Origin of the sequence: Achromobacter veterisilvae (genome assembly GCF_037619525.1) — a bacterium.
In the GTDB taxonomy this organism is placed as follows: domain Bacteria; phylum Pseudomonadota; class Gammaproteobacteria; order Burkholderiales; family Burkholderiaceae_B; genus Achromobacter; species Achromobacter veterisilvae.
This window is the reverse complement of sequence record NZ_CP148753.1, coordinates 2,215,391-2,228,738: the sequence shown is the minus strand read 5'-3', so window position 1 is coordinate 2,228,738 and position 13,348 is coordinate 2,215,391. Positions and strand designations below refer to the sequence as shown.

Here is a 13,348-nt window from a genome sequence, read left to right as displayed (position 1 = left end):
AACTGGGGCTGTGGGCAGGGTTTTTCAAGACGCCTGGCCGGAATTTTCGGCAATTTCCTGCTGGTGCCGGACCGCGGCCGTGAACTGGGGCAGCCCGGGCCAGCCCGTGATACGGCCCAGCCGCTTCCCGGACCGGTACAGTACAAAAGTGGGGACGCCATGAAGCGAGAAGCGCCGTCCGAGGGGCTCGTCGGCGTAGACGTCCGCCTCGAACCAGGTCAGGCCCAGTTCCAGCAGCGCCTCGCGGTGCATCAGGGCCGCCTGCTTGAAGAGATTGCAGTTATAGCAATCCTGCCCCCAAAGGAACACGCAGCGCAGGTCGGCCCCGGGCGCCTGGACCACGGCCGCGTCGAAACCCTGGGAATCGACATGGCGCATGCCGAACGCCTGGAATACCTGCGAGGGATCGAAACGGGGGTCGCTCATGGCGCGAAGGGCCGGATTCAGCTCTGGCCGGCGGACACCACCACCAGTGCCGGACGCAGCGTGCGGTCGGCGATGGCATAGCCCTTCTGCAGCAGTTGCAGCACGGTATTGGCAGGCTGTTCGGCCGGGACGGACGAAATGGCCTGGTGCAGGTGGGGATCGAACTTGTCGCCCTGGGCCGGCGCGATTTCCTTGAGCAGGTTGCGCTCGAAGGCGGCGGTGAGCTGCTTCAGGGTCACTTCCACGCCTTCGCGCAGCGTTTCCACGGTCTGGTCGGGCTGCGCCAGGGCCGCCTCCAGGCTGTCCTTCACGGGCACCAGGCTTTCGGCGAACGACTCGATGCCGAATTTGCGGGCCTTGGACACGTCTTCCTGGGCGCGGCGGCGCACGTTGTCGGCTTCGGCATGGGCCCGCAACAGTTGATCATGCTGTTCGTTGACGGTCGCCTGGGCAGCGTCAAGCTGGGCGCGCAACTCGTTCAGCTCGGCCTGCGCGGCGTCCTCGGCGGCGGGGGCCGCGCCGGCGTTGCCGCCGGTCTCGGGCGTCTGATCTACAGGCTCGTTCGGTGCCGTCATGGGGAATCCTCCAAAAAGAATGGCTTTCGCAGACATGAATGGGGGCCAATACCCCTATTTCAAGCCCGGGAAAGCGAAATATTCCCTGGAGGCCCCCAGGGGGTGCGCCCGCCGGCCCGGCCGCCTACTTCTTCTTGGGTTGCGCGGGGGCGGCCGGATCGCTGGCCGGAAAGCTTTCCTTCAAGGCGCGGTCCATGCGCTCGTCGTCGTCTTCCGGTTCAGGGTTAATCGCGATGGGATCGCTGGCCGGAAAGGTCTCGGCAAGCGCCTCGTCGAGTTCGTGCTCGACCTGATCCTCATGCACGGGAGTGCTTACCGTCCCCTTTTTTACTACCTTGCCAGTCTTGGGATCATGGTGCATGCGCCTTCTCCTTCAAGTCCGTGATGTGCGTGGGCCATCCCTGCAAGTGCCGTTCCACCAGGCCGGCCAGCCCTGCGATCCAGGCCGGATCGTCGTTGATCGCCGGAATGTAGCGGAACTGCCGGCCGCCCGCCCCGATGAAGGCGTCGCGGCATTCCAGGCTGATCTCTTCCAGGGTTTCCAGACAGTCTGCCACAAAACCCGGGCACACCACATCGACCTCCGTCGTGCCTGCCGCCGCCAGCACCTTCAAGGTGGGCTCGGTATAGGGCTCCAGCCAGCGGGCGGTGCCGAAACGGCTCTGGAAGGTCACTTCGATCTGCTCGCGCGGCAACGACAGGCGCTGCGACAAAAGCCGCGCCGTATCCATGCAATCGCGGTAGTACGGATCGCCCAGTTCGATCGAATACCGCGGCAGGCCATGGAAGCTCATGACCAGTTTCTGCGGCTTGCCGTGCTCCTGCCAGTAGCGCTCGATGCGGCCCGCCAGCGCGTCCAGGTAGGCGGGCTCTTCATGGAAGCGCTTGATGAAGCGCAGTTCGGGCTGGTCGCGCAGGCGGGCCGCGTGGCGGGTCACCGCGTCCACCACCGTGGCGGTGGTGCTGGCGGCGTACTGGGGATAGAGCGGCACCGTCAGGATGCGTTCACAGCCTTGCCGGCGCAGGCTCGCGATGGCGTCGGGGATCGACGGATTGCCGTAGCGCATGCCCAGTTCGACCACGGCGTCGATGCCGGCCTCCCGCAGCGCGGCGCGCACGCCGTCGGCCTGGCGCTGGCTGTACACCATCAGCGGCGAGCCTTCCTTCATCCAGACGCCGGCGTAGCGCGGCTCCAGTTTCCTGGGCCGCATCGTCAGGACCAGTCCGTGCAGGATCGGCTTCCACAGGTAGCGGGGGATCTCGATCACCCGGGGATCGGACAGGAATTCACCCAGGTACTTGCGTATGTCCTGCTTGCCCGGCGTGTCCGGCGTGCCCAGGTTCACCAGCAGCACGCCGGTCTTGCCGGACCCGCGCGGCGGCGGATCTTCGTCGAAGGGGTCGTCCTGCTCGGGCTCGGGCAGGTACCGTTCAGGCCACAAGTACTTGAACAGGCGAAGAAACACAAAAACTCCCCTTCCTCCAACAGGAGGATGTCGCTTTGAATGGACCTACTGGTTGTGGCTGAGGGCGTTGGACAGCAGGCGCGCCGTGATGTCCACGATGGGGATCACGCGCTCGTACGCCATGCGCGTCGGACCGATCACGCCCAGCGTGCCCACCACCTTGCCGTCCACGCCGTAGGGCGCGGTGATGACGGAGACTTCCTCCATCGGGACTAGCTGCGAATCGCCGCCGATGTAGATCTGCACGCCCTGGGCGCGGCTGGAGACGTCCAGCAGTTGCAGCAAATCGGTCTTTTTCTCGAACAGCGAGAACATCTTGCGCAGGCGGTCCATGTCGGACGCGATGTCGGTCACGTCCAGAAGCTTGCGCTCTCCGGAAATCACCATGGCGTCGCCGTCCTCGGCCGCTTCCGCGCTGGCCTCGACGGCCGCCTGCATCAGGCGGGAAATATCTTCCCGCAACTGGGCCAGTTCGGTGGACAGGGTTTGCCGCACGACGTTGAAGGACTTGCCGGCGAAGTGCATGTTGAAGAAATTGCCGGCTTCCAGCAATTCCGTCTCGGCGTAGTCGCGCTGGACGAAAAGAATGCGGTTCTGGACGTCGCCGTCGGGCGTGACGATGATGAGCAGCACCCGCTTGTCGGACAGGCGGATGAATTCGATCTGGCGGAACACCTGCGCGCGCTTGGGCGTCAGCACCACCCCGGCGAACTGGGTCAGGTTGGACAACAGCGCCGCCGCGGCGTTGACGGCCCGGGTGGGCTCGGCCGCCGCCAGCATCTCGCCCATGTTGTGGGGCTCAAGCTGGTAGGACTGCACCGCCAGCAGGGAATCGACGAACATGCGGTAGCCCCGCGGCGTGGGAACGCGGCCGGCGGAGGTGTGCGGACTGTGTATCAGGCCCAGTTCTTCCAGGTCCGCCATCACATTGCGGATCGTGGCCGGGGACAAGTCGAAGACTTTCGATAGCGTCCGCGAGCCGACTGGCTGCCCATCGGCGATATAGCGTTCGATCAACGCTTTCAGTAGTGCGCGTGCACGGTCATCCATAACAGGTATTTTAGGGAAACTTTTCCGATTGAGGCGATTTTTGTCCCGCAAGCCGATATGCGGCCCCATATAATCGGCTAAACGGCCCGTTCCGGGCGGGTTTCGGCCTCGGGCCCGCCTTTTTTGGATTCGCAAGCAGCCATGCACTTTCCTACCGTCGCCCTGATCGGCAGATACCAGGACACCGGCCTGGATACACCGCTGAGAGCACTTGCCCACGCGCTGGCGCAGGCGGGCCGGCACGTGCTCATCGATGCGGACACGGCGCGCAATACCGGGCTGACCGAATACCCCGTCGCCACGCTGGAGGAAATCGGCAAGACCGCGTCGCTGGCCGTCGTGATGGGCGGCGACGGCACCGTGCTGGGCGCGGGCCGCCACCTGGCGCCCTATGGCGTGCCGCTGATCGGCATCAACCACGGGCGCCTGGGCTTCATCACCGACATCGCGCTGCAGGACGCGCATGGCGCGCTGGCGCGCGTGCTCGAAGGCAGCTTCCAGATCGAAGAACGCACGCTGCTCGAAGGCAGCGTGTGGCGCGGCGACCAGAAGATGTATTCCGCCACCGCCCTGAACGACGTGGTCCTGAACCGCGCGGGGCGCGGCGGCATGATCGAAGTGCGGGTCGAACTGGACGGCGCCTTCATGTACACGCAGCGCGCCGACGGCCTCATCATCGCCACCCCTACCGGCTCCACCGCCTACGCGCTGTCGGCCAACGGCCCCATCCTGCACCCGGGCATGAACGCCATGGTGCTGGTGCCCGTGGCGCCGCAGACGCTGTCCAACCGCCCCATCGTGATCCCCGACACGGGCGTGCTCAACATGACGCTGACGGCCATGGGCCGCGTGGAAGTCGGCGCCAGCGTGCATTTCGACATGCAGACCTGGTCCGACCTGCAGCCGGGAGACCGCATCGTCGTGCAGCGCGCGCCCTATGCCATCCGCTTCGTGCACCCCGAAGGCTACAGTTTCTTCTCCACCCTGCGCCGCAAGCTGCATTGGAATCTGATGCCCCAGGCCACCGACAACGTAGAGTAGTAAGCGCCCCGACATGCTGCGCACCCTGCATATCCGCGACTTCGTCATCGTCGAGCAGACCGAGATCCATTTCGGTCCCGGCTTCACCGTCTTCTCCGGCGAGACCGGCGCGGGCAAATCCATCCTGGTGGACGCGCTGGCGCTGGCGCTCGGCGAACGGGGCGACGCCAGCATGCTGCGCGAAGGCGCGGCGCGCGCCGACATCACCGCCGTCTTCGACACGCCCAAGGCGCTGCATGCCTGGCTGGAAGAACGCGAGATCGACGCCGACGCCGAGCTGTCCCTGCGCCGCGTCATCGACGCGCAGGGCCGCAGCCGCGCCTACATCAACGGCACGCCCGCCACCGTCGCGCAATTGCGCGAGCTGGGCGACAGCCTGGTCGACATCCACGGCCAGCACGCGCACCAAAGCCTGATGCGCCCCGACGCGCAGCGCGACCTCCTGGACGCCCATGGCGGCCATGGCGAACTGCGGCACGCGGTCGGCCAGGCCTGGAAGCAGTGGCGCGCGCTGGCGCGCCAGCTCGAATCCGCCGAAAAGGACGCCGAAAGCCTGGCCACCGAACGCGACCGCCTGCAATGGCAGGTCGACGAACTGGACCAACTGGCCCTGGGCCCCGACGAATGGGAATCGCTGCAGTCCGAGCACACGCGCCTGTCGCACGCGCAATCCCTGCTGGAAGGCGCCACGCGGATCCTGGAAGCGCTGGACGGGGAAGGCGACTCCGCGCACCACCGCCTCGCCCAGGCCGACAATCAAATCCAGCACATGCTGCGCCGCGACCCCGAACTGCGGGGCGTGTACGAAGAACTGGAATCCGCGCGCATCGCGATCACCGAGGCCGTGTCCGACCTGAACAACTACGTCAGCCGCGTCGAGCTCGACCCGCAGCGGCTGGACACCGTGGAAATCCGGCTGAGCCTGGTGTTCGAGACCGCCCGGAAGTTCCGCGTCGACCCCGACGCCCTGTGCGAACTGCGCGAAACGCTGCACGCCCAGCTCTCCGCGCTACAGGCCGCGGGCGACGTCGAGGCGCTGCGCGCCCAGGCGCTGGCCGCGCAGGCGCAATACGACGCGGCCGCCGCGAAACTCACGGCGGCGCGCCGCAAGACCGCCAAGGACCTGGGCAAGCTGGTCACCCAGGCGATGCAGACGCTGGCCATGCAGGGCGGCAAGTTCGAGCCCGTGCTCGGCGCCTCGGCGCCGTCCGCCCATGGCAACGAACAGGTGGAATTCCTGGTGGCCGGCCATGCCGGCACGACGCCGCGCCCGCTGGCCAAGGTGGCCTCGGGCGGCGAACTGTCGCGGATCTCGCTGGCGCTGTCCGTCATCGCCAGCCGCGCCGCGCGCGTGCCCACCCTGATCTTCGACGAAGTCGACAGCGGCGTGGGCGGCGCGGTGGCCGAGGTCGTGGGCAAGCTGCTGCGCGAACTCGGCGAACGCCACCAGGTGCTGTGCGTGACCCACCTGCCCCAGGTCGCGGCCTGCGCCAACAACCAGTTCCTGGTCAGCAAGGCCGAATCGCGGGGCACCACGCGCTCCAGCATCGAAGAACTGGATGCCCAGGCCCGCGTCGAGGAAATCGCCCGGATGCTGGGCGGCATCAAGCTCACCGCCACCACGCGCGAACATGCGCGCGAAATGCTGCAAGGCTTCGAAAGATAGCGCTCGGCCCAGGGGGCGGGGGATACGAGTGCCCGACACCCGATACCGCTCGCGCAACAAAAAAAGCCCCTTCTAATGGAAGGGGCTTTGGATCTTACGGACCCGCTGCGAGCGCTGCCGCGGGCCGAGGGGCTAACGCCCGGGGATCAGCGTCCTTTCATGCAACTGCCGCAGATGCCGTACAGCACCATGGCGTGGCTCTCCAGGGCGAAGGAATTATCCTTGGCGATCTTCTGCTGGCGCTTTTCGATCTCCGGGTCCGAAAACTCGACCACCTTGCCGCAATTCGTGCAGATCAGGTGATCGTGGTGGTCCCCGTCATTGAGTTCGAACACCGCCTTGCCGCTGTCGAACTGGCTGCGGGCAAGGATGCCGGCCTGTTCGAACTGGGTAAGGACGCGGTATACGGTAGCCAGGCCGATTTCGACGTTTTCGCCGATCAGGGCGCGGTACACGTCTTCGGCGCTGAGGTGCCGCTGGTCCGATTTCCGGAAAATATCAAGAATTTTCAGGCGCGGGAACGTCGCCTTCAAACCCATGTTCTTCAGTTCGCTTTGGTCGCTCATGGTGTAATCGCTCTCCGTCCGCGTTGGCATGGGCAAGGATGGGTGCACCGCAAGCCGGCTCACCGAATTCATGCCGCCACGCGGAACTATCCTTATGAAACCTTTATGATAACGGTTTTGTCTGCTTCCAAATAATAGGGGCGCGTAGTGTCCATGATTGCACGAATTCCCTCCCGCTCGCTCAAGACCGGTTTGGCCGTCGCCGCCCTGGCCGTCGCCCTGGCCGGATGCACGGGGGACAAGTGGGGTTTCCCGTACAAGGCCCCCGTCCAGCAAGGAAACTGGATCACCCAGGAACAGGTCGCCCTGCTGCAGCCGGGCATGACCCGCGAGCAGGTGCGCTTCGCGCTCGGCAGCCCCACGCTGACCAGCGTGCTGCACGCCAACCGCTGGGACTACCCCTACTACTTCAAGCCCGGCTACGGCGACGCGCAGGAGCGCAAATTCACCGTCTGGTTCGAAAACGACCGTCTGGTCCGCTGGGAAGGCGACAAGCAGCCCGACCTCCAGCCCTACCAGATCAACACGCCCAATGCGATTTCCGACGAAAAGACGGAAAAACGCCTGAACGAGGACGAAGCCCGCCAGAAGGAAGAAGACGCCGAAAGCCGGCGCGACTCCGCCGCCCCCGTCAACCCGCTGAACCAGTACCCAGGCCAACCGGGCAACACGCCCGAGCCGCTCAATTAATTCCAAGGATTCCGCCATGCGTATCGCAATCGCCGGCGCCAGCGGCCGTATGGGCCAGATGCTGATCGACGCCGTCCTGAACGCCACCGGCCTGCAGCTCGCGGTCGCGCTGGACCGCAAGGATTCGGCCGCGCTGGGCCAGGACGCCGGCGCGCCGCTGGGCAAGCAGACCGGCGTGGCCATCACGGACGACCTGGACGCGCTCGCCCAGGCCGACTGCCTGGTCGACTTCACCCGCCCGGAAGGCACGCTCGAACATCTGCAGGCCTGCGTGAAGCATGGCGTGAAGGCCGTCATCGGCACCACCGGCTTCGACGACAACGGCCGCGCCGCGATCGAGGTCGCCGCGCAGAAGATCGGCATCGTCTTCGCGCCCAACATGAGCGTGGGCGTCAACGCCACGCTCAAGCTGCTCGACATGGCCGCGCGCATCCTGAACGCCGGCTACGACGTCGAAGTCTTCGAAGCGCACCACCGCAACAAGGTGGACGCGCCCTCCGGCACCGCCCTGAAAATGGGCGAGACCATCGCATCGGCCTGGGACGTCGCCCTGCCTGACATCGCCACCTGGAGCCGCCACGGCGACACCGGCGTGCGCAAGCCCGGCACCATCGGCTTCTCCGTCCTGCGCGGCGGCGACATCGTGGGCGACCACACGGTGTCCTTCTGCGGCATCGGGGAACGCGTCGAGATCACGCACCGCTCTTCCAGCCGCGCCACCTACGCGGAAGGCGCGCTGCGCGCCGCCCGCTTCCTGGAAGGCAAGCACAACGGCCTGTACGACATGCAATCCGTCCTGGGCCTCTGACGCCGCCCCGGAAACAGAAAAGGACCCAACCGGGTCCTTTTTTTTGGGCGCCCGGCGCGCGTCGCCGGGTCAAACCACCACGGGTTCCGGCTCGAGCCTCACGCCGTAGCGCTCGAACACCGCGTCCTGTATGGCGCGCGCCAAGGCCATGATGTCGGCCGCGCCGGCGCCGCCGCGGTTGACCAGCACCAGCGCCTGCCGGTCATGAACGCCCGCGGCGCCCAGCGTCCGGCCCTTCCAGCCGCATTGGTCGATCAGCCAGCCCGCGGCCAGCTTGCAGCGGCCGTCCGCTTGCGCGTAGGACACCAGGCCGGGAAAGCGGCCGGCCAGCGCATCGCGCGTGTCGGCCGAGACGATGGGATTCTTGAAAAAGCTGCCCGCATTGCCCGTCACCGCCGGATCGGGCAGTTTGGCTCGGCGGATCTCGCATACGGCGTCGAAGACCTGTCGCGCCGCGGGCGCGCCCGCCGCCAGCCGCGCATGGCGCTGCAGGTCGGGATAGCCCAGCACCGGCCGCCAGGGCCGCGGCAAGGCGAACCGCACGCTCACGATGATCCAGCGCCCCGGTTCGCCATGCTTGAAGACGCTGTCACGATAGGAAAACCGGCAGTCCGCCGCGCTCATTTCGACGTAGCGGCCCTCGCGCACGTCCCATGCGGTCAGGCTATGGAAGCGTTCCTGCAGCTCGACGCCATAGGCGCCGATGTTCTGCACCGGCGCCGCGCCGACCGTCCCGGGAATCAACGCCAGGTTCTCCAGCCCGTCCCATCCCTGCCCGACGCAGGTTTCGACGAAACCATGCCAGGTCTCGCCGCCCGCCGCCTCAACCAACCAGGCATCGGGCCGGGCCTCCAGCAGCCGCACGCCCTTGAACGCAACCCGCGCCACCAGCCCCGCCACCCGCTCGGGCAGCACCAGATTGCTGCCCCCGCCCAGCACCAGCAAGGAAGACGCGTCCCTCGCCAGGCGCGATACCGCTGGCAACTGCGCCGGATCGGTCAGTGTCACGAAAGCGTCGGCCCGCGAAACCAGGCCCAGCGTATTCAGCCGGGTAAGGTCCTGGATGGCCGGGGACAAGGAATGGAGCGCAGCGCCTTCGGCAGGTGGATTTGACATGGGTACAACTAGGTATGCTATAGTTTCTGTCTTCGCTCATATTACTTTATTGAGCATGGTTGAGCTTTTTTCCCCAAGTTGCTTGCCCTGAATTTCCGGGTTTGTTCGAAAACTGCATGCAGTGAACAAGGCCGGGCCACACAGGCCAAATGACAAGCTCGAAAAAATCATGTAATATGCGCGCCTTCCGATCGATAACCAAGTTGATCGGAGTGAATAAGAAACCGGTTCTGGGCAATCGCAGCAATGCAGCACGGAACCCATGCGGGAGTAGCTCAGTTGGTAGAGCGCAACCTTGCCAAGGTTGAGGTCGCGAGTTCGAGACTCGTCTCCCGCTCCAGATTCGAAAAGGGCCCAGACTTCGGTTTGGGCCTTTTGTTTTGCGCGCCGGCTTGCGCCGGCAGGAACGCAAAGGAACGCAGGCGATGGATAGTGCACTAACCCTGCTGATGGTTGTCGTGGTGTGGCAGGCCCTGCGCGTGCGCTACCAGCGCGGCCGCATTGCCTTGCTGGGACGTCATCTGGGCGGCTTGCAGCTCGAGCGCCACATGGAGACGCTGACGCAGGGCTACACCCGCGCCATCCGCGAGGAATCCGAAGCGCGCCAGCTACAAGTGCTGGAAACCTTCGCCCCGACCGAACGCGCCGTGGCGGCGCAGGTGCGCTCGCTCGCCGACGCCATGCAAAAGGAAAGCCCGCAAGCCGCCCGCATGTCCACGCTTTCGTTGTGCGTGCCGTACATCGAGCGTTTCCTTCCTGCAATGACACGGGATTTTCGCGAACTGCTGCATATCCATGCGGCCGGCTTGCGCCATGTGGTGGACAACGAAGCGCAGTGGGATGCAAAAAAACGCGCATACCATCTCTCGGCGGAGTTGTACCTGCTGCAGCACAGTTGCCATTGGTTCTGCAAATCCCGCGCCGTGGCCGATGCGCGGCTGATGCTGCGGCATCAGGTCAATCATCGGAAAGTCCTGGATTCGGTGTCTGCCGCGACCCGCTCGGCTTATCTGCGCTGGCAGGGTAACGAAAAGCGCTAGGCCTGCCTGCTCCCGAAAGCCAGGGCGCAGTGCCGGAGCCGCTTCGCAATATCGCCCTGCGCGGACGAATCGAAGCCGGGACCAAGTCCCAGCACGGTGAGGATGCCGATCAATGCGCCGCTACGGCCCATGACCGGACATGCAACGGCATTGACGTTGGCAATCATGGTTCCCCTGGCCGCCGCCATGCCCTGGCGGCGCACCTCATCGGCTTGCGCTAGCCGTTCCCGCTGCACTTTTTTCCGGGCCGCGGGCGAGACCCGCCTGAGCTCTCCCTCGAACACCGCCCTGCTTTGCTGTTCAGCAAAAGCGAGCCAGATCAGGCCCGTGGCCGAAGTCAGGATGGGCATGATCGTTCCCAGGCGAGCGTGCACAGTCAAAGGGTGCGCCCCTTGCTCCCATCGGACGATCAAGGCGCCACGCGGTGAAGGCACGGCGAAAAAGCTGGATTCGCCAGTCTCCTCGGACAGCTTGCGCAGCCAGGGCGCGCTGGCATGCTGGGCAGGCAATTCATCCGCGGCCACCAGGCCCAGCTCCATGGCGAAAGGGCCGAGCTCGTACCGTGCGGTTGCGGGATCGCGGTGGACCAGCCCCAGGCGGACCAGGCTCACCAAATAATGATGCAGCCGCGAAGCGCTCAGTCCCCCTATCAGGGCGAGCTCCCGCAACTCCATGCTGCGAGCCGAGCCACGCAGGATTTGAAGGATCGCGCCGGCAACCTCCACGGAAGCGACGCCTCGCTGAATTTTCTTCGTCATTTACCAATGGTAAATGCAGATTGGCTTCCCCGATAGCCGGCATGAGAATGGCCCACCACAACAACGACATGACCGTGGAGATACATATGATTGTCAGGAAAGCCTGTAGCGCCGTCGCGTGGGGACTATTCGCCTGTACAGGGCTGACGGCCCCTTCCCTTGCCGCGGAGCCCTATCCGGATCGGCCCCCGACCTGGATCGTGGGGTATCCCGCCGGCGGCGGCTCCGACTTCCTCGCGCGCAAAGTGGCGCAGCAATTGGGCAGCCAACTGGGGCAGCCGGTGATCATCGAAAACAGGCCTGGCGCATCCACGATCATCGCGGCACAAGCCGCGGCCCGCGCGCCAGCCGATGGCTACACGCTGTTCACCGCGGACAATGGATCCCTGATCCTGAATCCCGCCCTGCATTCCAGGCTGTCTTACAAAGCCGGCGACTTTGCGCCCGTCGGATTGATGGCCCGGTTTCCTCTTCTGCTCGTGACCGACAGCGCTGGCCCATATGCGACTGCGGCAGCACTGATAGACGCCGCCAGGAAGAATCCCTTGCTGATTCAATTCGCCTCCCCGGGTGCCGGCGGCCCCCACCACATGGCGATGGAACTGCTCAAGGCACGCGCGGACTTCCAAGCCGAGCACATCCCTTACAAAGGCGCGGCGCCTGCCGTGCAGGACGTGCTGGCGGGACGCGTTCCCGCCATGATGCTGGATACCGCCACCGCCCAGCCCCACATCCAGGCGGGAAAGCTCAGGCCCCTGGCAGTCGCCTCCGCGTCACGCCTGCCGATCTACCCCGGTGTCCCCACCCTGAAGGAGCTCGGCTATGACGTCGAAGTCTATGCCTGGCAAGGGCTCGTGGTTCCCGCGGCAACTCCGCCGGCCATTCGCGAAAGGCTGGCCAGCGAGCTTCAGAAGTCGCTGGAAAATCCCCGCGTCAAAGCCGCACTGACCGAGTTCGGGCTGGAGGTCACGCCCAGCACGCCGGCAACCATGCAGCGTTTCATTGAATCGGAAACAGCGCTTTGGCAAGCCCTGATTCAAGAGCGCGGAATCAGACTGGAGAACTGAGATGACCCCGCTTAATCTCTTCGTCCGCAATTGCTGGTACGTGGCCGCCTGGAGTCACGAAATCACGACTTCGCTTTTCACGCGCACCATCCTGGGCGAACCGATATGCATGTATCGGAATACAGAGGGCACGCTCGTCGCCGTCGCGGACCGCTGTGCGCATCGAGGCGCGCCCCTGTCGCTCGGACGTATCGAGGGCGATAGCGTTCGATGCATGTACCACGGCTTGAAATTCAACCAGTCCGGCGCCTGCGTCGAAGTTCCAGCGCAGGAGAGAACACCGCCCGGGCTCTGCATTCGAAGCTATCCCACCGTCGAACGCAACAACTGGATCTGGATCTGGATGGGCGACCCGAAAATGGCGGACGCGGCCGACATCATCGATACCTGGCCGCTCGGCCACGCGGCATGGCCATACAAGCCGGGCTACTACCACTACGCCGCGCCGCACATGCTCATCTGCGACAACTTGCTGGACTTCTCCCACATCGGGTATGTGCATCCGACCACATTGGGAGGCACCGAGAACATCGCGCTGAACCGGCCCAAGGTGACGCGCGCAGCAAACTCGGTGCGCGTGGAACGCTGGTTGCTCGATGAAGTGCCGGCTCCTTTCCATACACGCGTGGCCCAGTTTTCCGGACGAGTGGACCGATGGCATTTCTATGATTTCCACGTGCCCGGCGTGCTGGTGATGCATTCCGGCGTGCAGGCTACCGGCACGGGCGCGCCGGAGGGCCGCATTGCCGGAGCGCTCGAGTTCAGAAGCTGCCAGGCGGTTACGCCGGAAACCACCGCCTCGACCCATTATTTCTACGCGGTCCCGAGAAACTTCGCCATAGACAATACCGAGGTCACGGAGACCGTCTTCCTGGATATCGTCACGGCGTTCGAGGAGGACCGCGTCATGATTGAAGCCCAGGCACGAAACCTGGAATTCGCGGCCGATTGGAAGATGAATCCCATCGCGGCGGACGCCGGCCTGGCCCAATTCCGCTGGCTCATGGAAAGACGCCTGCTGGCCGAGCAGGCGCCCAATCCTGCCGCTCCGAAGCCGGCATTCTCGACGGAACCGTAGG

At 65.2% G+C, this 13,348-nt stretch carries 15 protein-coding genes and 1 tRNA gene; 8 read left to right on the top strand and 8 right to left on the bottom strand.

Annotation, left to right across the window (positions count from 1 at the left end; all coding sequences use genetic code 11):
- Window positions 1–24: 24 nt before the first annotated feature.
- From WHX56_RS10325 to hrcA, 5 genes are all read right to left on the bottom strand, one after another.
- Window positions 25–426, bottom strand: coding sequence for a thioredoxin family protein (locus WHX56_RS10325; RefSeq protein WP_338881142.1), 402 nt, complete (start codon window positions 424–426; stop codon window positions 25–27).
- Window positions 427–443: 17 nt separating this feature from the next.
- Window positions 444–1,001: a nucleotide exchange factor GrpE gene (grpE, locus tag WHX56_RS10320; protein WP_129243675.1), complete on the bottom strand. Its 558-nt coding sequence runs from the start codon at window positions 999–1,001 to the stop codon at window positions 444–446.
- Between the two features lie 124 nt (window positions 1,002–1,125).
- Entirely contained in the window at window positions 1,126–1,362 is a 237-nt protein-coding gene (locus tag WHX56_RS10315; RefSeq protein WP_129243671.1) for a hypothetical protein, read from the bottom strand.
- Window positions 1,352–2,467 carry a ferrochelatase gene (gene hemH, locus WHX56_RS10310; RefSeq protein ID WP_338881141.1) on the bottom strand — a complete coding sequence of 372 codons (1,116 nt, stop codon included), beginning with the start codon at window positions 2,465–2,467 and terminating at the stop codon, window positions 1,352–1,354. Before hemH ends, WHX56_RS10315 begins: the two co-directional genes overlap by 11 nt.
- Before the next feature lie 45 nt (window positions 2,468–2,512).
- Complete coding sequence (gene hrcA / locus WHX56_RS10305) at window positions 2,513–3,517, bottom strand: heat-inducible transcriptional repressor HrcA (RefSeq protein WP_129243667.1); 1,005 nt, start codon at window positions 3,515–3,517, stop codon at window positions 2,513–2,515.
- A gap of 141 nt (window positions 3,518–3,658) precedes the next feature.
- Between hrcA and WHX56_RS10300 the strand changes: the two genes are divergently transcribed.
- On the top strand, window positions 3,659–4,558 hold the full coding sequence (locus WHX56_RS10300; RefSeq protein ID WP_129243664.1) for an NAD kinase: 900 nt from the start codon (window positions 3,659–3,661) through the stop codon (window positions 4,556–4,558).
- 13 nt (window positions 4,559–4,571) lie between these two features.
- Window positions 4,572–6,224, top strand: coding sequence for a DNA repair protein RecN (gene recN, locus WHX56_RS10295; RefSeq protein WP_129243661.1), 1,653 nt, complete (start codon window positions 4,572–4,574; stop codon window positions 6,222–6,224).
- A 146-nt stretch (window positions 6,225–6,370) separates the two neighbouring features.
- On the opposite strand, the gene fur is transcribed toward recN, so the two are convergent.
- Window positions 6,371–6,790 carry a ferric iron uptake transcriptional regulator gene (fur, locus tag WHX56_RS10290; RefSeq protein ID WP_043543731.1) on the bottom strand — a complete coding sequence of 140 codons (420 nt, stop codon included), beginning with the start codon at window positions 6,788–6,790 and terminating at the stop codon, window positions 6,371–6,373.
- 153 nt (window positions 6,791–6,943) lie between these two features.
- Between fur and WHX56_RS10285 the strand changes: the two genes are divergently transcribed.
- Both WHX56_RS10285 and dapB read left to right on the top strand, forming a co-directional pair.
- Window positions 6,944–7,480 (top strand): outer membrane protein assembly factor BamE, encoded by a 537-nt coding sequence (locus WHX56_RS10285; protein ID WP_338881140.1) that lies wholly within the window; start codon window positions 6,944–6,946, stop codon window positions 7,478–7,480.
- Between the two features lie 16 nt (window positions 7,481–7,496).
- Complete coding sequence (gene dapB, locus WHX56_RS10280) at window positions 7,497–8,288, top strand: 4-hydroxy-tetrahydrodipicolinate reductase (protein WP_129243655.1); 792 nt, start codon at window positions 7,497–7,499, stop codon at window positions 8,286–8,288.
- A 69-nt stretch (window positions 8,289–8,357) separates the two neighbouring features.
- Here dapB and murB read toward each other — a convergent pair whose 3' ends face one another.
- Window positions 8,358–9,404, bottom strand: a complete 1,047-nt coding sequence (gene murB / locus WHX56_RS10275) for a UDP-N-acetylmuramate dehydrogenase (RefSeq protein ID WP_338881138.1) — start codon at window positions 9,402–9,404, stop codon at window positions 8,358–8,360.
- Between the two features lie 264 nt (window positions 9,405–9,668).
- Between murB and WHX56_RS10270 the strand changes: the two genes are divergently transcribed.
- Together WHX56_RS10270 and WHX56_RS10265 are read left to right on the top strand one after the other, a co-directional pair.
- Window positions 9,669–9,744 (top strand) — tRNA-Gly (locus tag WHX56_RS10270).
- Between the two features lie 52 nt (window positions 9,745–9,796).
- Window positions 9,797–10,444, top strand: coding sequence for a hypothetical protein (locus tag WHX56_RS10265; protein ID WP_287755371.1), 648 nt, complete (start codon window positions 9,797–9,799; stop codon window positions 10,442–10,444).
- Here the strand turns inward: WHX56_RS10265 and WHX56_RS10260 are convergent.
- Complete coding sequence (locus WHX56_RS10260) at window positions 10,441–11,202, bottom strand: IclR family transcriptional regulator (RefSeq protein WP_338881136.1); 762 nt, start codon at window positions 11,200–11,202, stop codon at window positions 10,441–10,443. The two genes, WHX56_RS10265 and WHX56_RS10260, sit on opposite strands and share 4 nt — an antisense overlap.
- A 47-nt stretch (window positions 11,203–11,249) precedes the next feature.
- On the opposite strand from WHX56_RS10260, the gene WHX56_RS10255 reads away from it, so the two are divergent.
- Window positions 11,250–12,269: a tripartite tricarboxylate transporter substrate binding protein gene (locus WHX56_RS10255; protein WP_338881134.1), complete on the top strand. Its 1,020-nt coding sequence runs from the start codon at window positions 11,250–11,252 to the stop codon at window positions 12,267–12,269.
- A gap of 1 nt (window position 12,270) precedes the next feature.
- Window positions 12,271–13,347 (top strand): aromatic ring-hydroxylating dioxygenase subunit alpha, encoded by a 1,077-nt coding sequence (locus WHX56_RS10250; protein ID WP_338881132.1) that lies wholly within the window; start codon window positions 12,271–12,273, stop codon window positions 13,345–13,347.
- Window position 13,348 lies beyond the last annotated feature (1 nt).